Genomic DNA, 20716 nt, shown 5'->3' with positions numbered 1-20716 from the left:
TATGAAAAAGTTTTCAAAGGCTGTTATTCCAGCCGCAATGGCATTAACCATGACACTTTCATCTACTGCATTGGCTGGACCTCAATCAAATCCAAATGGACCTTATATTGAGGGAGAACAAAATATCTCTTTATCTAGTTACATGTCAAATGAGGAACTATCTAAAACTCTACAGAAACTTGAAGCATCCTCTAAAGGGAAAATGAGGCTAGAAGTTGTCGGATATTCTAACCTTTCATCAGATGGATATCAAACAGAAGCAGATAAAGGTGATCCATTGTATGTTGTTAAATTCGGTGACGCCGGTCCTAACAAAAAAAGAATTTTAATTACGACGCAAATTCACGGCAACGAGCAAATTGGAACAGAGGCTGCCATTGATATTATTCAAAAACTATCAAGCGGTGGACAGGAAATCAATAAAATACTGGAAAAAGTTTCCGTTTGGGTTATGCCAAGAATTAATCCCGAAGGATCAGATAATACCTTTGAAGGTAAATGGTACCCTACTCGTTATACACACCAAACTTGGCTTCCAGAAAATATAGATTTGCCTGCAGGTACGCTGGCACCTTGGTACTATAATGCGGATGGCAGTGAAAGAGGTCAGGCAAATAATGGCCGTGTGGTGTATGGAATCCCTGGTTACGACCAGAACCGTGACTATAATCCAAATTTGGATTTTAGGGTGGAAAATGAAGATCCAGCCGAAGTAGCACAATTCCTGAATAATAGAGCAACCAATAACAGCAATAATGGTGGTTTTTATGTAACAGCTGAAGCACGTACAGTAACAAAAGTTTTTCAGGAATTTAAACCTGATGTTTTTGTTGATGTTCACCACCGTGGATTTAATACACTTTCAGATGAGGACAATAGATCCGTTCCTGTTCAAGTAGCTGCAGTAGTGGCAGATCCTTACACGGATCCTTTTACAGGCAAACACTATGAAGTAGATGCGGACGTCTTAAAACTAGGTAAACAAGTGAATGCACTGGCCAATCTTGCTCTTCAAAGAGGGAACTCACATTATGGCGCCATTCAAAAATATCCTGACGTTAACCTTCCAGGTACAGCACTTGGAGCGTTTGCTTTAAATGATGCAGCCATCATGCTGATTGAAATTAAAGGACAAACCCAAACACTAGGACAAAAACAAGCCGGCATGCTGAAGGAAACAGTAAAAGTACCATTATTTGAGGTATTTAAAGGGCTTGCAGACGGATCAATTCATGATGTGGATACAGCGATTTATGACGCGATTCCAGAATCAACTAACAGAATTGAAGATCCTACTACGAGAGATTAATTAATCAACCATCGTTACTACTGATAAATTCTTCTAAGATGAATATCATTGAGGCTGACCCAAAAGTACTATTAAATATTACTTTTGGGTCAGCTCTTTTTTGCAGTTGCATTTAAGACACTGTGCTGTGAGTACTATTTATAGAAATTTAAAGAAGTTTTAATAGGTTCAAAAGACATTTTCTAACTCCAATAAATTTGGATGTTTTTTCCATATATTCATTTACAAATTCTAGAAATTAAACTACAATTACATCAATAGCAGTTCTAAATAAAGAACGTTTTATAAAAAAAGGCGTGAAGTAATAATGTTATATCCACTAATAAAACAGAAAAAAAGGGTTCATATTGTAAAAGATTTAAATTCCTGTGAATGTGGTCTAAAGTATCATTCCGATTTGGTTATTAAAAGGAAAACACTTAAACAAATTAAGTTTGCCGAAATAGGCAAAGTAACTTGTAAGAAATGCGCCTCAAAACTCTTAAGCTATGATTATCTTGAATGTGCAAAATAAAATTGTGAACCTTTGGATATAGGGTTATTAACTAAAATGTCTTTTAATCTTAGGAGGATACATAAATAGAATGGACACTGCTTTAATTGGTGATAAAGAACTAGATAAAGAATGGCTAGAACTGATAGTAGAAGCAAGAAATTTAGGAATTTCTTTTGATGAAATCAAGGATTTCCTAAAGCAATCCTCTTAGACAATTTAATGAGTATTTTTTAATATAAGCTCATTCTTCGCATTTATTTGCCTCGTTTCAATCATTTTCATATGCGACAACAATGACCCTTCTGTATTTTCCAGAAGGGCCCTGAATGTTTTAAAATTCTATTATAAACATGTTTTCATCAAGCAGCAAAGGGTCACCAGTTTAACAATATTTCCGCTTCCTTCTTTTTACCTGATAGTAGCAGTTCGCGTATTCGGGTGGAAGAAATAACATTCCCTTTAGCACAGCAAATGCTATCCATTAAGTAAACTTGAAAATATTGCTTTAACTCCTCGATTCCCCCGCTCCGATTTTTTCCAAAACGAAAATCCGAGCCCACGATTATTTCAATTGGATGAAAGGCAAGTAAATCATTTATAAACTGCTGCACACTGCGGTTCAAATAATCTTTATTAAATTGGGCAACCACTACATGAACTACACCCAGAGCATGTATCCTCTTTACTTTTTCCTCAATTAAAGTCAACTGTTTAACGTCATTAAAATAAATACGAGGTGGTGGATCAAATGTATAGACCACACTTGGTACACCCAATTTCTTACTTCTCTCCACCAATCTTTCAATCAACATTTGATGACCAAGATGGACACCATCAAACGCGCCAATGGCGGTAATCGAGGAAGGTAAAAATAATGATCCCCCTTGATGTACCTTCACTCAGTTCACCTCCGCACTACTCTTTAATGAAGAATTATTTCACTTGTACTTTTGAAGCGTCTGGAGTCCCATATAGGAAATACTCTTCTGGAAGCGCTGATCCGTACCAGATGACTCCTTTTTCTAGCTCATTCTCATTCCAAGTAACCGTTTTCCAATCAGGATCCAAAATAAGATAGCCAGAATCCCCGAATAATTCAACGCGATTTCCGCCTGGCTCGAAAACATACATAAAGTACGCTTGACTGACACCATGTTTTCCAGGACCAGCCTCTATCTTATAAATTTACCTTTAAACCGATTCTCTGTTTCAAATATCATACGCTCCTGAAGGAGAATAAAGCCGATTACTTCCGCTACACGTTCAGCGATCAGGTGTATTAATTCAATATTCACTTTAGTTGAATGGATAATGGACAAATAACCATATACATTTGATTCTATTATAATTGGTGTCACCGTACGAGGTAATAGTGAATGATCCTTACAGATTATATCAATCGTTTTCTTTTCTCTCTTTATGATTGCAAGCTGTTTACGAATGAAATCAGAAGCAGGTTCTATAGAAGAAAGTAAAAATGAGGAGAGTTCTTTTCCAGGTTCAGCCCAGGCTGCCAGTGTTTCCAAATACCGATCTTCTGCGATAATGGGGTTTCCTAGTGTGTTTCCTACAACCTCGACTATATCCTTAAGGTGTCCACCTTCTAAGATTAAGCGATTTAACTCTTCATGGATTCCCATAACTTGTTTAAGGAATTTATTTTGTTTCTTGATCCGGCGATGGGCTTCTTCAAGTTCTTCAGAAATTTTGGATTCGGTAAAATAGTCTAATTCACCTTCTAATTCTGTCCCCCACTCCTCCACAGGTTTGCATATAACCTGACAATACTGGTCCCCCATACCAACGCACTTTACTTCTCGAAAAAGTACACGTTGACCAAATATAGCGCTGGCAAAACCACTTGCATACCCTGTTAAAGTCCAACAGACCAGTTCTTCTGAAAGACCAAAATGACGACAGTATTGTTCTGCCTCATGTGAATTCGACCAAGTACTTTCCATCAAACAGTGTTTTTCTTCAAGATTAATCTCTGCTTTTAAAACATTAACATGTGTACTTCCCTCAAGTGAGTGAAGATATGCCCCATGGTAAAGTAAGGATAACTCTGAATGGTCTGGATTTTGTCTTTGCGCTATTCGTGCATCATTATATCCGCAAGTCCAGCCATATCGAAGTAAAAATCCTTTAGCCCGATCCCTGCCTAAGGTAGAAATTAAATCCTTCGTAAGGGTGCCGAGACCGTCAGCACTAACTAATAAAAACCGGGCATCTTCAAGGCAAATTTGCCCCTTTTCAGGCAGGAAAGTTATTTTTTCACCATTTAAAGTACTTAAATTATAAGTCAAATCTATCACCTTCCTATCATTTTGGGAGTTAGAGCAGTTGTAACATAATTCACCATTTTGTGTATATTCTGATAATTAATTCATTTCTTTTTTGTAATAAATTGGACTTCCAAAAACTAAAGCTATAATCTAATCGTTCTCCAAACAAAAAAAACACACAAACGTTAGAAAACAACATTTGTGTGTGTCTCTTTTTATTATGATTGTGGGATACACTTGTAAGGAAACGAGATAAAATAATTTCCCCTTTCCTAATTTTGCAATAAATATAGTAATATAATCTATTCGTCCGCTCTTTCGAAAAGATTACCTATATGACTTAATCCTTTTTCTGCTGTTAGAATTATCTCATCAAATAATTCCTGAACCGTAGGAATATTGTTGATAAGCCCTATTACCTGCCCAGCCCATCCGAAGCCTTCTGATTCATTTCCATCATAGATATACCTGCAATTAGCTTCACCGCTAATCACTTCTTTCAGATCCTCATAAGTTGCTCCTCCCTGTTCGCGTTCGATAATACTTAAAGCAAAGTCATTTTTCAAAACTCGTCCTGGTGAGCCTATTGTTTTTTTAATAATTACTGTATCCGTCTCTTTGGCATGAAGGATTGCCTGCTTATATTTTTCATTTGCATGAATACACTCTTGGGTTGCAATAAAGCGAGTACCCATTTCAATTCCTTCTGCTCCTAGAGCCAATGACGCCAATAAACCTCGTCCATCTCCAATGCCTCCACTTGCCAATACTGGGATTGATACAGAATCAACCACACGCGGAATAAGCACCATTGTACCAATTCCATCACGTCCTAAATGTCCTCCACCTTCCTGCCCAACCGCCATTACCGCATTTGCACCAAGTTCTTGGGCTTTTTGTGCCTGTCTAACACCTGCTACAAGGACAAGCGTTTTTATGTTCTCCCCTTTAATCCGTTCAAAGATAGGTTGTGGGTTAGCCCCAGTTATAGATATGGCCGGTACCTTTTCCTCAATAGCAACTTCAAGCAACTCCTGATATTGACCGTCGTGTCTCGCAATTGCAAAGTTTACACCGAATGGCTTATTTGTTAGTGTTCGCACTTTACGAATTTCATTCCGCAGGTTTTCAGGTGTACGTAGTGTAGCCGCCGTAATTTGTCCGAGTCCACCTGCATTCGAAACTGCTGCCGCCAGTTCAGCATAGGCGAGGTAAGCAAGTCCTCCCTGTACAATTGGATAGTTAATTCCGAAAATCTCTGTTACTCGTGTTTTCATCATTTCTTCTCCTCCATTTCTTTGAATAAGATATATATTAAACTAATAATTAATTCTGAAAAGCCTGCAACATAAATGGAAAAAAAGCTTTACTCCCTGATAGAAGCAAAGCATCCTTTCAATATAACGACTTGATCTTTCTGCATAAAATTTAACTTCCCACAACGATGTCAAGAAGTGCCGACTCACATCATTTGTTCATTTCCAATAAAACTTTTCCTGTGCTTTTTCTGCTCTCCACCAAACGATGTGCTTCTGCTGCCTCTTCCATTTTAAAACTTTTTCCGACCTTCATGTTCAAACGACCTTCTGCTAAATAACTCATTAACCGTTTAGCCGGTTCACGTAATAGTTCCGGACGGTTATTTCTCGTCGTACCTAAACTAAATCCTAGAACAGCTCGACAGCTGGCATGCAAATCTTTCGTAATAAATTGACCGAAATCACCGCTCGCATTCCCAAAGTTGACCAAACGCCCATACATCGCTAAACAATCCAGGCTCTTTTCTGTCACTTTACCAGAAATGGAGTCTAAAATGACATCGGCTCCTTTTCCATTGGTTAGTTCATTAACTTTAGGCGCAAATTCATCCTTCTCGTTACAAATGACATGGTCTGCCCCCGCTTCTATCGCAGTCGAAACCTTGCTTTCACTTCCTACGATTCCAATAACACAGCTCGCACCTAAGATTTTCGCCAGCTGGATCGCTGTCGTCCCAACGCCTCCTGCCGCTGCATGGATCAGAACCGTTTCACCCGGTTGCACCCTGCCTACATCGGCGAGAAGTTTATAAGCCGTAAAAGCAACGACTGGACTTGCTGCTGCTGTCCGAAAATCAACGTTATTTGGGATGGCAAAAGTAAGATTTTCATCTGCCGTGATATATTCCGAATATGATCCGGTTTTTGGAAAAGCAATCACTCGTTGTCCCACTTTAAAGCCTTTTACATCTGAACCTACAGCCTCAATGATTCCTGCGGCATCTAAACCAGGAATAATTGGAGGCTTCCCTGCCGCATGATAGGTACCTTGCCTTGTCTGTATATCAGCAAAATTGACACTAGTTGCTTCTACGCGTATTAATAGTTGGTTTGTGCTGATTGAAGGAGTATCCAGATTAACAATTTTTAAGACTTCAGGACCACCAAATTCTTTGATAACAATTGCCTTCATACATATTCCTCCAATCGATTAATAATTATGAGTGAAACATGATGTTCACGAATAACGTAATTATTAATTACTACTAGGGAAAGCAAACTCTGTCTTGCTTTCTTCCTTGGCTTCGGGCCATCTTTCTGATACCGTTTTAGATTTTGTGAAGAAGCGTGCTGTATCTGGTCCAAACATGTGTGCTTCACCGAATTTCGAACGTTTTAATCCTCCAAAGTTATGGTATCCGACTGGTATTGGAATCGGGACGTTCACACCAACCATTCCTACTTCAATTTCTTGTGTGAACTTTCTTGCGGCAGGACCACTCTCAGTGTAGATGGTAACCCCATTACCAAATTCGTGACTATTAATTAGGTTAATCGCTTCGTCTAAGGTGCTAACCCGTACGACGATACGTGCTGGCCCAAATACTTCATCACGGTATATTTTCATATCTGGAGTAACATGATCTAAAAGAGTGGCTCCTAAGTAGAATCCCTTTTCTGGTGCATTCACTTCAGGATTACGACCATCTACGGTTAAAACAGCGCCTTCTTCAAGACTTTCATTAATATACTTGAGAACCGTATCTTTTGATTGCTGCGAAATGACAGCCCCAAAGTCTGCACTTTCATCTGTATATGCTCCCACTTTAAGCTCTGCTACACGAGCTTTCAATTTGGTTACAAATGCTTCAGCTGTTTTTTCCCCAACAGGCATTGCTGCAGAAATAGCCATACAACGTTGTGAAGCAGATCCGTATGCAGCACCTAGAAATGCCGTTACAGCTTGATCTAAATCTGCATCAGGCATGATAATCATATGATTTTTCCCGCCGCCGAAAGCTGCTACACGCTTATTATTTTTGGTTCCTTCCGTGTACACGTATTCAGCAACCGGGGTAGATCCAACAAAACTAATCGCATGAATCCTTGGATTCTTTAGGATCGTATTTACAGCTTCTTTGTCTCCATTGATAACGGTCCAAACTCCATCCGGCAAGCCAGCTTTTTTCCAAAGCTCCGATATATATAAGGCAGAGTTCGGAACCTTTTCGGATGGTTTTAAGATTACGGCATTTCCGACCGCTACCGCCATAGATGTCATTGCTAGTGGTACCATAACTGGAAAGTTAAATGGAGAGATTGCAGCCACGACGCCTAATGGTTGTTTGATCGAGAACGAATTAATATCTCCCCCCACATTTACGGAGTATTCTCCCTTTAACAAATGTGGGGCATTGATCGCCAAATCAACAGATTCAATTCCACGAACAATTTCTCCCTTTGCATCAGCGACTGTTTTTCCACTTTCCAAACCAATCATTTCAGCCAGGCGATCCGTTTCTTCCACTAATAAACTTCTAAAACGATGAAGAACCTCTACTCTTTTTCCTAAAGATACTTTCTTCCATTTTTCGAATGCAGCATGAGCCACTACAACCGCTTTATCTACTTCCTCTGTTGACGCAAGAGGACATAATCCAATGACTTCACCTGTAGATGGGCTATATACCTCCCCGAAGCGTTCACTTTTACCTGGCGTCATTTCACCGCCAATAAAATGGGTTAATTTTTTTACTGTACCTTGTGTTGTAGTAGTCATATTCATTTCTCCCCCTAATTAATTTTTTGATGTTACTAGATTGTTCTCTTCAATAGACTCTTTTACCATTAGATAGACTGCTGACATATCTTGTGGACCATATCCTTTTTCAACGGCCTTTGTATATAAATCAATTAATTGATCCCCAATCGGGAGAGGGCTTCCAACTTCCGCCGCCATTTGTTTTGCTAGTTTTAGGTCTTTTAGTAATAGGTTTGTAGAGAATCCAGGGTTAAAGTCGTTTCGAGCAATATACCCTTTGTAGTTTCTTTCATAGATTCTGCTTTGCCCAAAACTTACGCTTAATACATCATAGATCGTTTGTGCATCTACACCCATCTGCTCCCCTAATGCAACGGTTTCAGCTACTGCCTCCGTATAGAAGCCGATCATTAGATTATTTAATAGTTTAATAACCGTTCCAGTACCAGCACTTTCACCTAAATGGAAGATATTATCTCCAAGTACATGCAGAACTGGAAGGGATTTTTCATAAACAGATTTTTCTCCGCCTACCATGATGGTAAGAGTTCCATTCACTGCACCAGATACACTTCCACTTACGGGAGCACCTAGGTAGTCAATCCCTTTTTCCTTTGAAACAGTATAGACATTTTCATTTAATTGAGGAGAGATTGTACTAAAATCAATAATTGTTAGCAAAGGGTGTGCATTTTCTATCACTCCATTTTCACCCAGATACACTTTCTCTACGATTTGTGGCGTTGGAAGACTTGTCATAATAATGTCTACTTCCTTCGCTAAAATAGCAGGAGCCACTCCGATTTTTCCGCCAGCTTGCGAAAATTTGTGTTCAGCCTCTGAAATCGTATCTACTCCATAAACTTCATACCCCGCTTTTACAAGATTAATAGCCATCGGAAGGCCCATATTCCCTAACCCGATGAAGGCAATCTTTGATAGGTTACTCATATTATTATTCCTCCTTTATTAAGTTGATCGATTACTAACCCATGAATGTGTATAACAAGACAGCTAGTGCGAGTGCAATCAATGAAATTCCAACTGTAAGAACAAAGATAGGCATGTATGCTTTCTCATGCGTTTCATTACATACGGCACGGATGGTTGTGACAATATATCCATTATGAGGAAGAGAATCAAGTCCGCCAGAAGCAAGCGATGAAATCCGATGCATCGCACCTGGATCAAGCCCTTGTGCCATATAGGCAGGTGCTAAAATAGGTAGTGCAATTCCAAGTCCTCCTGATGCTGAACCTGTTATTCCCGCAATAATCGTTACAGCTGCTGCTAATCCGGCATATGCCATTCCAGGCATACTCACAAGTGAATCGACAATTGATCCAAAAGCGGGTGACTGTTGGGCTACCGCACCGAAACCAACGACCGCACATATATTTGCCGTTGCTACAATAGCGTTTTCACTGCCTTTTCCAAAGATGGCGCTATACTTCCTAGAGTATTGATTCATTAAGACTAATCCAACAATGACCCCTGAGAATAAACCTAATAATGCGGCTGCAGTTGGAGAAATAAACCTTGAAGCAACATTTAATACCGCGACAACCATGACTAATGGCAAAATAGCTAAAATGAAAGGCGGCAGTTTTTCATTTGTTTGCGTTTCTAAAGCTGCTGCCACTTCAGAAAGGGCACTTCCACTTCCTTTTTGCGAACCTGGTAAGGCAAACGACTCTCCATTTTTCACTGCCTTTGTAACCATGTACTTAAGGGCATAGCCCCCTGAAACCATGATAAATATCGCAGTGATTACACCAATCCATCCTCCTGCAGTAGGCTGTGTTCCAAAGAACTGCATTGGAATAAGATTTTGAACCTCCGGAGATCCCGGTGCAGTCATCGTAAAAGAGATGGATCCGAAAACGATCGCTGCAGGGATAAATCGATGAGGCAGATTGGCTACTTTGAATAAGGAAACAGCAATCGGATAAACAGAGAAACCAACGATTGCAATACTTACTCCCCCATATGTCATTAATGCACAAGCCGCCACAACGGCAAAGACTGCTCGTTTTGCACCCACTCTGACTTTTACCCATTCCGCAATGGAATCTGCGGCTTTCGTTTCCTCCATTACCTTTCCAAAAATAGCGCCTAATAGGTATACGAGAAACCATGAAGCAAAATAACCAGTGAATCCAGTCATATAATTTTCCGTAAGCGCTTTCTCCAAGGACAAACCACTTGTTAACGCAAGCAAAGTAGAGCAGAGAACGGCAGCAATAATAATATTTACTCCTCGCATTGTAAATAGAATTAATAAAGCCAAGCTTAGGAAAAGACCAATAAAACTAAGCATGCGACACCCCCAAATCATTGTTTGTATTTATAACCTTTATACTGCAAGAAGTGTGCCAACTTACATCTTTGGGAAAATAGTAAATATTCGAAACATTTAAAACGAAAAGCGTCTAAACTATTAGACAAAATGTTTAAAAGTTTAGACACTACGTTTAATTGATTGGACACTTTTATAGGTTGAACTCTTTTATTTTATTATATAGAGTAGCCCTTGAAATACCTAGCTTCTTAGCCGCACGTGTCTTATTCCCTTGTTCTTCTTTTAGTATTTGTATGAGAAGCTCTTTTTCCTTTTGTAGTTCAGAGCGTTTCAGTGTATGTAAGGAGGTAATCGGGGCAATTTCCCTCTCCAACATTTGATACTCGATTGCCTGTTCTTTATTCGTTTTATTCCGTTCCAAGAAGTAGCGTTGAAAGTCATCAAAATAAATTCCTTGACCATCTACCAATGTGATAAGCCTTTCCATCACATTAAATAACTCTCTGATATTTCCTGGCCATGTATATTCCATCATACCCGCAACGGTTTCTTTACTTATATCTTTCAGTGGTATTTGATATTTCTCACAGATTGTTTTCATAAATTGCCCAATCAAAAGTGGGATATCTTCTTTTCTTTCTCTTAGCGGCGGAATCGTAATGGGGATAACATTGATACGATAATATAGGTCTTCTCGGAATTTATTTTCCTTTACCATTTCCTTAATTGAACAGTTTGTAGCCGCAATGAGCCGGAAATCAACGGGAATCGGTTTCGAACCTCCTACTGGTTCTACCTCCCGTTCCTGTAAAACACGTAATATTTTTGATTGCATATGTAAAGGCATATCTCCAATTTCATCTAAAAACAATGTCCCCTTATGGGCTAAAAGGAATTTTCCTGGTTTCCCCTTTTTTCTCGAACCAGTAAACGCACCTTCTTCATATCCAAATAGTTCAGATTCAAGTAAATGCTCTGGAATCGAAGCACAGTTCACACTGATAAACGGACCTTCACTATATTTACTCAGGGAATGAATAGCCTTTGTAAAGATCTCTTTTCCTACGCCGCTTTCTCCGGTAATTAATATAGAGGCAGAGGTTTGTGCAGCACGCCGGGCAATGTTTTTTGCATGGATAAACCGTTCGCTCTTTCCAATGACTTGGTTAAAAGTAGTCGGTTCTTCTTTTCGTTTTGGCTGTTCAATATTTACGGATGTCAGGTCCGTTGTTCCATTTAATTCCTGAATTCTATCAAAAATGGTATAAAGTTCAGAAACTCCTTGAAAAACAAGGATACCTATTCCCCCGATGATTTTATTGTTTTTCCAAATAGGGATGCGGTGGGCAACGACTTCTTGACCTTGCAAAAATTGAACTTGATTATGTTCAGGAATACCCGTTTGAATGACCATATGTAATCGTGTGCCTTCAATGATATTTACAACATGTTGATTGATTGCTGACTTTTGTTCAGCTCCTAAATAATTACAATATGCTTTATTAATCATTTTGACGAACCCATTTTCGTTAACCACTACAATTCCTTCAGAGACATTATCAAAACAAATACTCAACCATTCGATAGTCTTTTCCAATCGCTCTAACTCTTGGTAAGTTTTTTCTAATCCATCTAAAACATCATGTTGATTTAACATGCCTAGCAATACATTTTGTTTATCAACAACTGGTATACTCCCTTTTGTTAATGAAACAATCGATAATACTTCTTGAAAGTATAAAGTTTTAGCCTGTTTGTCAAAATGGTTCTCAATCGATATATCCGGAGAAACATCTTTTAATAAAGCTTTCGTTACCATACCTAAAGACAATATACCAAGAAAGTGACGATTTTCATCCGTAACCGCCACTTCATTTAATTGTTGTTTTATCATAAATTCTGCTGCATCTTTTAAACTAGTTGTAGGAGGTAAAAAAAGAATATTCGTATCTACCCAGTGTCCAACTTGCAATTTTTCGATATAAAAATCATTACTCTCTTCTTCTAGGTGATGTTTCATAGGTTAGTTACCCTCCATTCAAAAGTAAAATCCATATTACTCGTATACTATATATATTGAAAATATAAATAATATTTAGAAATATTTATATAAAAAAAGAATAACCTCTTGGGTTATTTAACAGGAATAAATTTAGTATAGCAAATAAATGAATATTATAAATCTAAACTATATTGGCCTGCAATTTTAACTCTTCATCTCTCTTTACGTTTCTCATTTGTCTTCGAAGGATGAAAACATATGCCAAAAAGGCAAGAATAATACATAATGCACTATATAAAAATACTGCTTTGAAACCAGCATGAAGGGAAATAAATCCTAATGCAATGGCTCCCACTCCCCCGCCTATATCTTTGGCTGTAAAAAACGTTGAGTTTCCAGCGCCTCTTCTATCAGGCGGACAAAGCTTGATCATAATCGCATTCAAAGCTGGCTCTACAGAACCTAATCCCAATCCATAAAGGACGCCTGAAAGAATAAAACCTCCAAGTGATTGGGCATTGGCTAAGACGACAAACGATAGCGTCATGATGACTAAACCAGGGATGATAACGTAGGAACTTCCATATTTATCTGCCAATTTCCCTCCAACAATTCTTGTGAACAATAGAGCAAATGAATAAAACGTATAATATAAACCGATGTCTTCAATCCCTAAAGAAAGAGCAAAAATTGGAATAAAGGTTAACGATGCCCCCATCCCAACATAAACAAATGCGGTAACTACACCAGTGGGAATCGCTGTTTTTTCAAAAAGCAATTCCGAAATTTTTCTTTTTGTTTTTCTTTCAGTGGCTTTACCAACAAAGGTTGGATTTCTTTTTTCATAATTAATAAATAGGCTGCAAACAATGGAAAGCAAGCCAATCAAACCGGCAACAATGAATAAGATTTGATAATTGAATTGTTGAATCAGGTATATGCTTAAAGCAGGCCCTACGGCCGTTGCGATTGTACTGGATAATCCGAAATAACCAACACCCTCAGCCAAACGACTTTTTGGCACAATATCCGAAATAATTGTTCCGGAAGCATTAGTGGTAGCACTAAATCCTATTCCGTGTAAACTTCTTAATATCAGTAGTAGACTAATAGAAAAAGCAACAAGATAAGAAAGAGTAATAAATGCGGTGGTCACAGCACCAATAATGAGCACAATTCTACGACTCTTTTCATCTGATAGTTTACCAAAATAAGGTCTAAAGAGGATCGCTACAAACATGAAGAAACCAAAAAGCATTCCTGAAATCGAACTATCTCCGCCTAAGTGGATTGCGTATAACGGGAGTCCAGTCATTAACATATTGCTTGCAATAGATGTGGACATAGCATAAATAAACGTTAGCCAATAGTCTTTTGTCCATAGTTTTTCTGAGTTGTTCCTATTTACTTGCAATGGATATCCTCTTTTCTTTGTATTGATACAGTCATTCAGCTATATAAATGGAAGAAAGCCTCTCCCTACGATACCGAGCATATTCTATCTATACTATCACATTATTTTTACTAAGAAAGTTCAATTCATATTCCTAAACGGCAAATCGGCCCACCAGTATTTACCAGCGGGACCTCAAATTTGTTAACCATCCTAACACCTTACATATTTGCGTTTGAAACCAAGCCTCCCTCTATCTAATTCCTTTTGAATATTTTCAGAGGCATGGAGAATACTGCTTTTTTTCTTGTCCCGCATCATTTCTACCGGACCCACTGCCTTAGCGGTTTCAACCGCCTTTTCATGGAGCGGCACATAGGAAATAGCGACTGTGTAGATAAAGTTATTCATAGCCGATTTAGTTCGTTCAGGAGCATCTTTAATCGTAATTTTCACCTGATCAAGCATACTAGCAAGCTTGTCTGCATTAAATTCACTGTCCTTACGATTACCCAATAGCCAGCAGTAACAGCTCCAGCCTGCGGACATTCTCAGTTCTTCACCGCTCGCGATCCATTTATCGGCTACCTTTTGCGCAATATCTGCTTCTGCCAACGTTACGGCAACCACATAATCGCTCAGCATATAAAAATACGCAGCTTCGATCCAACGATCGAAATCTGCCTCCGTCATTGCTTTTGGGTCCGCAATAATGCCGGCAAAATACATGGCATCGTAGTTCCCAGTTGCGTAAAGCTGCTCGGCCAAAGGCTGATTTTTCTTAATTATCTTTGAGAGTGGCTTCATGGCACCTGTTGCTACGCCAAATAGCGGCTCATGTGCTCCATTGCTTATGTATGTCTTTTTGATTCGTTCCTTACCAAGCGATTCTAGTTCTTTCATTACTATATCGAAATCCATCGTTTTTCCCTTCCCTCTTTATCTTTTGCTTAGAAAGCCAATCAATTCGACCGGTTTTATTTTCTACTATTTAAGCCTTGTTAAATATCATTTTTGAAAATTAGTATAACTGTATAAAATGCTGATGAAGGACAAATCATGAAAGTTCACCATGAGATTAGTCCTTCATAAGGGTGATGAAAGACTAATCAGGAAAGTTCGTAGTGAGATTTGTCCTTCATAAGGGCAATGAAAGACAAATCAGGAGAGTTCCCTTTAAGCTTTCTCTTTCATTAGGGTGATGAAAGACAAATCAGGAGAATTTCCAGTAAGATTTGTCCTTCATAAGGGCAATGAAAGTCAAATCAGGAGAATTTGTAGTAAGATTTGTCCTCCATAAGGTCAATGAAAGACAAATCAGGAGAATTCCCAGTGAGATTTGTCCTTTATAAAGATTTTCGTATAAAAAATCAAGATCTCCCTATAACAAAGCCTATTTAAATAAGGCTTTTACATTGAGAATTCACCATAAATATACTCTAAGCGCTGATCCGAGTCTTATTTCTATTATATGAGATAGCAATAATTAAAACAAAGATGTAAGGATAGCTGGGTTTTACCTAACTCTAAAAAATCCGACCCAGAAAATGCTTTAAAAAGGTTTCTGATTTTACGTGGGTACATACTTGAATCTTCGGCCCACCTTCAGTGTGCGCAATTGTTCTCCCTCTCTCTTCCCCTTCTAAGACAACCTTAACACTCCATTCTTCTTTCTTAACGAAACTAGGGTCAATTGCCACTCCTACTGCCAGTGGGTCATGCAGGGCACAGCCGCCAATACCTGGGTGATGCGTTTCATAAGATTGCATATAAAAACTGGTCATATCAGCAAAAAAATGTGCCGCGTCCCTTTTCAAATCCCGCCAATCTGTTAATGCTTCTCTTGGTAATAGTGTCTTCATCGTCACATCAAGCCCTACAATCGTTACTGGCAGCCCGGATGAAAACACAATATCAGCAGCTTCAGGGTCAGTGATGATATTCGCTTCGCTATAAGGGGTAACATTTCCAGCCGTAAAGACAGCGCCGCCCATAATGATTACCTCTTTTACAAGAGAAGCAATTTCAGGTTCTTTCTTAACAGCGAGCGCTAGATTTGTAAGCGGCCCCACTGCTATAATCGTAATCTCTTGCGGCTGCTTTATTACCTGATTAATGATATAATCCACTGCACCTTCAGATTCTGCTCTCTTTTCAGGAGTCCTATCAACTTGGTTACCCAGGCCATCTTCCCCATGAACATGTGTGGGGTATTTTTTTAACCCTCCTTTTAGCTGTTTATCTGCTCCTGCATAGACAGGAACCATTTTCCCAAGCTTCTCTAACACCACTAAAGTATTGCGGGTGGTAGATTCAATGGGCGCATTCCCAAAGCATGTTGTCAAACCAATGACTTCTAACTCCGGAGAGTTCAAGGCATAGGCAATCGCGAGTGCATCATCAACACCTGTATCCACATCCAGTATAACTGGCTTCATTCAACCTCACTCCAAATTATGTATTTTTAAAAATTCCTCAACTTCCTTTTTCGTTGGCATTCCGCTTTGTGCCCCTAGCTTCGTAACAGAAATTGCCCCAACAACATTGGCAAACCTGCATGCCTCTTCGATTTCAGCCCCTTCACTCAAAGCAACAGCCAATGCACCATTAAAGGAATCTCCTGCACCTGTTGTATCCACAGCCTCAACCTGAATACTGGGAATTTCTATTTCCTCGCCGTTTTTATTAATCATTACCCCTTTGGATCCTTTTGTTACAATACATTTTTCTTTTAATTTTTCTACTTCTTGTTCTGTCCCTTCTATTGAAGTAAATAGCAGGGCTTGTTCATGTTCATTCGGTGTCAGATAATCTACCATCTCTAGTAATCCCTTCGGAAGCTTTTGAATAGGCGCCGGATTTAGGATCGTGATGATCCTATGCTTTTTTGCAAGTTCTACAGCTCTGATAACACTCTCAAGGGGAATCTCCAATTGTAATAAGAGAATATGGCTATTTATTATTTTATCTTCATTTTTTTCGATTACCTCTGGTGTGACATGGTTATTTGCCCCAGATACAACAATAATACTGTTGTCTCCCTCTGATACTGTAATGGAAGCAATTCCAGTAGAACTATCCTTCACTTTCATGATATTTTCGGTGTTTATTCCTTGATTGCTTAAATGATCCGCGAGTGTTTTACCAAAAGAATCATCCCCTACAGCACCGACCATCTTTACATCCGCGCCAAGCCGGGCTGCGGCCACAGCCTGATTCGCACCCTTTCCACCCGGTATTGAATGGAATGAATGACCTAACACCGTTTCGCCGACCTCCGGTATTTGGTTAGTACTTGTTACTAAATCCATGTTAATGCTTCCTATTACCGTTATTTTTTTACCATTCATGTGATCACCACCTCTCTGTTAATTAGTAACACTACTACTAAAATTACCTAAATGAGATTAGATATGTTAATACGCAGAACATTGTTCATCTCCGGATACCTTTAACTTGAAAAAATGCCGCTTTAAAAGATAACGTTCGATAAATCATTATGATTTCAAGCAAAAAAATAAAACTACTGATGCTCAGTGTAATACTGGCAATCAGCAGTTTCAACTTTTACATCAATTCATTACTTTCTCAGCATTTGCAGGCATCATTTTTCCCCTTACCTCATCTGGAATCGGATAAGCTTTTGGTTTTTCTTTAAACGATGTCCAAGCACGGATTTCATATCCTTCTGCGACCATTTTTTCATCTTTAAAAAACTTGTGACTTATTTTGAATACTTTTCGTTGCATTTCTACAACCGAACTACGAACGATGACAGCGTCTTCAAAAAATAATGGACTCTTAAACTCACAATGCGCTTCGAGTAGTGGAACACTCACTTGCTGCTCACTGTACAAGGTAGAAGATGGCAGCCCAATGCTGGCTAAAAATTCATGTGTAGCTTCATCCATCCATTTATAAAAGTTTGGATAAAACACAATTCCCGCAGCATCCGTATCTCCCCATCTGACCTTAAACGTGTACTCTACAATCATTTTCACTACCTCCCTTCAGATGTTACTTTAAGAGTTGATTGCCTTTTTCACTTTTAACCCGATCATTTCTCTCGCTTCATCTGGTGTAGCCACTTCCCGGCCTAATGTATGCGCTAATTCTACAATTCTCTTTACAAATTGAGCGTTAGAAGTTGCTAGTTCCCCCTTGCGGAAATACACAGCATCCTCCATGCCGACACGTACATGCCCGCCAAGTAAAATCGTCATCGTATTAATCATTAACTGATCTTTACTGGCTCCAATCGCTGACCAGAGAGCTCCTTCCGGAATATTGCTCTTCATAAACATCAGATTTTCAGGTGTCGCCGGGATTCCACCCTGTGCCCCTAATACAAATTGGAAAAAGAATGGTGGTTTGATTAATCCCTTTTTGGCAACGCGTAACGCATTATGAATCATCCCAACATCAAAGACTTCAAGTTCTGGTTTCACGTTATTATTCTGCATCACTTCCGCCAATTGTTCCAGCATGGCAGGAGTATGAATAAATGCGTTCGGTCCTATGTTGAAAGACCCTGCGTCAAAGGAAGCAAGCTCAGGTTGTAATTCCACAACAGGAAAACGTTTGGTTACATCTCTAAGTTCTCCACCGGCAGTAGTATAGTTGATAATGATATCACAGTTCTTTTCGTCTAATAATCTTCTTACTTCACAATACTTCTCAGTATCCAGTGTCGGGATTCCCTCTTCATCTCGAACATGAATATGAGCAATAGCGGCACCTGCCTGCCATGATTCATAAATAGAGTCAGCAATTTCTTGCGGTGTCGTCGGTAAGTATGGAGTATGGGCCTTCGTCGCAAAATCTCCTGTTGGCGCGACAGTGATAATTAATTTTTCCATTCTAGTATCCTCCTTTTATTTATATCTAAAACTAGAATCTATATGATAGGAAACTGCCCATTTCAATAGGATTCTATTAAAAAGGCAAACTTCTAAAGAAGATTTAAGCCATAATTTTTTCCAATAAACGTGTATGCACATGACCGCTTGCAAAATCTTCATCCTGCAAAACTTGTTTTAAGAATGGGATGGTCGTGCTGATTCCTTCTACTGCAAACTCATCTAAAGCTACGAGCATTCTTTGAATCGCATGTTCACGGGTATTTCCATGAACAATTACTTTTGCAATCATGGAATCATAATAGACCGGCACTTTATATCCTTGGTAACAATGCGTATCTACTCGTACCCCAGGACCTTGCGGCATTTCCCATTTTGTAATCACTCCTGGAGTTGGGCGGAATCCTTCCGCTGGTTCTTCTGCATTGATTCGGCACTCGATGGCATGGCCATTGAATTGAATATCTGATTGGGCAAAACGTAGTGTTTCTCCGTTGGCCACGTTCACTTGCTCTTGAATTAAATCCACACCCGTGATTGTTTCGGTAACTGGGTGTTCGACTTGAATGCGTGTATTCATTTCAAGGAAATAGAATGTTGCTTCGTCTTGATCAACGATAAATTCTACCGTACCAGCATTTTCATAAGAAATATTTTCAGCTAGTTTTACTGCTGCATTGCGAATATCTTGGCGAAGCTCTTCTGAAATAATCGGTGCCATCGCTTCTTCCACTAATTTTTGATGACGGCGCTGTGTCGAACAATCACGTTCACCCAAATGAACCACGTTGCCATATTTATCTCCAAGTACCTGAACTTCGATATGACGAGCATTGGCAATATACTTTTCTACGTACATCGTTCCGTCTCCAAAAGCAGCCTTAGCTTCTGCTGAAGCAGATTCAAAAACGATTTTCACTTGTGCTCTGTCAGTAACAATCTTCATACCGCGGCCCCCGCCGCCAGCAGCTGCTTTTAACATAACAGGCAAACCAATTTTTTCAATCGTTTGAAGGACTTCTTCATATGTAGCTACCTTTTCTGAACCTGGAAGAACAGGTACATCACATTCTTGTGCAATCGCACGTGCAACAAGCTTATTCCCCATTTTCAAAATATGATCTGGCTGTGGACCAACGTAGATAATTCCATTTTCTGCACAAGCCTCTGCTAATGCCGGCACTTCTGCTAAAAATCCATACCCTGGATGGATGGCATCCGCTCCAACGGATACAGCTGTCGATATGATTGTTGGGATATTAAGATAACTTTTCGTTGCAGGTCCTGGTCCAATCACAACGGCTTTATCTGCTAATCTCGCTGGCAAACTATCTTTGTCTGCTTCTGAAACAGCCACAATCGTTTCAATACCTAAAACTTTACATGTTCGAATAATACGTACTGCTATTTCACCACGATTAATTATGAAAATACGTGAAATTGCCATTCAACTATCCCCTCTCTTCTTATAGATTTATTTCACTTTTACTGAGAATAATGGTTGTCCCACTTCTACTAAATCTGCATCTTCAACATGAATTTCAGTAATAACGCCTTCTACACCGGCCGCAATAGCACTATATACTTTCATAATTTCAATTAAACAAACGGTAGAGTCTTTTTGTACCGTGTCACCCACTTTTACATACGGCTCAGCACCAGGCTCAGGTTGTGCATAGAATAACCCGGTAGTTTCTGCATTGATCGTCACAATTTCTTCTGCTGTCTTTACTCCTTGCTTTTCTTCCACTACCTCTGCTTCTTCTACCGGTACTTCGATTGCTGCCGCAGCTTCAAGCTGTGTGATTTGTTGTGGTTCTATTTGTTCCACGTTACTTGCTTGTTGAACGTTAGTTTCAGCATTTTCAGTTACACCATTTTTACCGATCACAATTTTAATATCTTGATTTTCTAATTTTAAAAAGTTAAAAGAAGACGCCTCTAATTTATCAATTAACGTGGTTAGCGTTTCTACATCCTTTTCATTCAGTACACCTAAAAGATTCTTGCTCATCTTTCATTCCTCCTATATTCTTGGTTAATTCAAAAC

Annotated in this window: 19 protein-coding genes; 2 read left to right on the top strand and 17 right to left on the bottom strand. The window is 39.1% G+C overall.

What is annotated here, in order from left to right:
- Position 1: 1 nt before the first annotated feature.
- Positions 2-1309, top strand: coding sequence for a M14 family zinc carboxypeptidase (locus V7108_RS08270; RefSeq protein ID WP_335567862.1), 1308 nt, complete (start codon positions 2-4; stop codon positions 1307-1309).
- A gap of 584 nt (positions 1310-1893) precedes the next feature.
- On the top strand, positions 1894-2016 hold the full coding sequence (locus V7108_RS08265; protein WP_335567861.1) for an anti-repressor SinI family protein: 123 nt from the start codon (positions 1894-1896) through the stop codon (positions 2014-2016).
- Positions 2017-2179: 163 nt separating this feature from the next.
- Here the strand turns inward: V7108_RS08265 and V7108_RS08260 are convergent, their stop codons facing one another.
- The 17 genes from V7108_RS08260 to V7108_RS08180 form a co-directional block, all read right to left on the bottom strand.
- Positions 2180-2704: an FAD synthetase family protein gene (locus V7108_RS08260; protein ID WP_335567860.1), complete on the bottom strand. Its 525-nt coding sequence runs from the start codon at positions 2702-2704 to the stop codon at positions 2180-2182.
- A gap of 34 nt (positions 2705-2738) precedes the next feature.
- Positions 2739-2936 (bottom strand): hypothetical protein, encoded by a 198-nt coding sequence (locus tag V7108_RS08255; RefSeq protein WP_335567859.1) that lies wholly within the window; start codon positions 2934-2936, stop codon positions 2739-2741.
- 41 nt (positions 2937-2977) lie between these two features.
- A complete protein-coding gene (locus V7108_RS08250) occupies positions 2978-4111 on the bottom strand; it encodes a XylR N-terminal domain-containing protein (protein WP_335567858.1) in 1134 nt (377 codons plus the stop codon).
- A gap of 281 nt (positions 4112-4392) precedes the next feature.
- The gene (locus tag V7108_RS08245; RefSeq protein ID WP_335512921.1) at positions 4393-5367 is read right to left on the bottom strand and encodes an NAD(P)H-dependent flavin oxidoreductase; all 975 of its coding nucleotides are present in this window, start codon (positions 5365-5367) and stop codon (positions 4393-4395) included.
- A 190-nt stretch (positions 5368-5557) separates the two neighbouring features.
- Positions 5558-6541, bottom strand: a complete 984-nt coding sequence (locus tag V7108_RS08240; protein WP_335567857.1) for a quinone oxidoreductase family protein — start codon at positions 6539-6541, stop codon at positions 5558-5560.
- A 63-nt stretch (positions 6542-6604) separates the two neighbouring features.
- On the bottom strand, positions 6605-8128 hold the full coding sequence (locus V7108_RS08235; RefSeq protein ID WP_335567856.1) for a CoA-acylating methylmalonate-semialdehyde dehydrogenase: 1524 nt from the start codon (positions 8126-8128) through the stop codon (positions 6605-6607).
- An 18-nt stretch (positions 8129-8146) separates the two neighbouring features.
- Positions 8147-9061, bottom strand: a complete 915-nt coding sequence (locus V7108_RS08230; protein WP_335567855.1) for an NAD(P)-dependent oxidoreductase — start codon at positions 9059-9061, stop codon at positions 8147-8149.
- Between the two features lie 34 nt (positions 9062-9095).
- A complete protein-coding gene (locus V7108_RS08225; protein WP_335512901.1) occupies positions 9096-10430 on the bottom strand; it encodes a GntP family permease in 1335 nt (444 codons plus the stop codon).
- Positions 10431-10602: 172 nt separating this feature from the next.
- Positions 10603-12432 carry a sigma-54-dependent Fis family transcriptional regulator gene (locus V7108_RS08220; RefSeq protein ID WP_335567854.1) on the bottom strand — a complete coding sequence of 610 codons (1830 nt, stop codon included), beginning with the start codon at positions 12430-12432 and terminating at the stop codon, positions 10603-10605.
- A 163-nt stretch (positions 12433-12595) separates the two neighbouring features.
- Positions 12596-13828, bottom strand: coding sequence for an MFS transporter (locus V7108_RS08215; protein WP_335515609.1), 1233 nt, complete (start codon positions 13826-13828; stop codon positions 12596-12598).
- Positions 13829-14020: 192 nt separating this feature from the next.
- Positions 14021-14728, bottom strand: a complete 708-nt coding sequence (locus tag V7108_RS08210; protein ID WP_335567853.1) for a DNA alkylation repair protein — start codon at positions 14726-14728, stop codon at positions 14021-14023.
- A 605-nt stretch (positions 14729-15333) separates the two neighbouring features.
- Positions 15334-16245, bottom strand: coding sequence for a nucleoside hydrolase (locus V7108_RS08205; RefSeq protein WP_335567852.1), 912 nt, complete (start codon positions 16243-16245; stop codon positions 15334-15336).
- Positions 16246-16251: 6 nt separating this feature from the next.
- On the bottom strand, positions 16252-17157 hold the full coding sequence (gene rbsK, locus V7108_RS08200; RefSeq protein ID WP_335567851.1) for a ribokinase: 906 nt from the start codon (positions 17155-17157) through the stop codon (positions 16252-16254).
- Between the two features lie 222 nt (positions 17158-17379).
- Positions 17380-17799, bottom strand: a complete 420-nt coding sequence (locus V7108_RS08195) for an acyl-CoA thioesterase (protein ID WP_335568131.1) — start codon at positions 17797-17799, stop codon at positions 17380-17382.
- Positions 17800-17829: 30 nt separating this feature from the next.
- Positions 17830-18666: a 3-keto-5-aminohexanoate cleavage protein gene (locus V7108_RS08190; RefSeq protein ID WP_335567850.1), complete on the bottom strand. Its 837-nt coding sequence runs from the start codon at positions 18664-18666 to the stop codon at positions 17830-17832.
- Between the two features lie 103 nt (positions 18667-18769).
- Positions 18770-20113 carry an acetyl-CoA carboxylase biotin carboxylase subunit gene (locus V7108_RS08185; RefSeq protein ID WP_335567849.1) on the bottom strand — a complete coding sequence of 448 codons (1344 nt, stop codon included), beginning with the start codon at positions 20111-20113 and terminating at the stop codon, positions 18770-18772.
- 27 nt (positions 20114-20140) lie between these two features.
- Complete coding sequence (locus V7108_RS08180) at positions 20141-20680, bottom strand: acetyl-CoA carboxylase biotin carboxyl carrier protein (RefSeq protein WP_335567848.1); 540 nt, start codon at positions 20678-20680, stop codon at positions 20141-20143.
- Between the last annotated feature and the right edge of the window lie 36 nt (positions 20681-20716).

It is taken from the genome of Neobacillus vireti (assembly GCF_036962345.1).
Lineage (GTDB): Bacteria > Bacillota > Bacilli > Bacillales > Cytobacillaceae > Neobacillus > Neobacillus vireti_A.
This window is presented reverse-complemented; position numbering and strand designations above follow the sequence as displayed.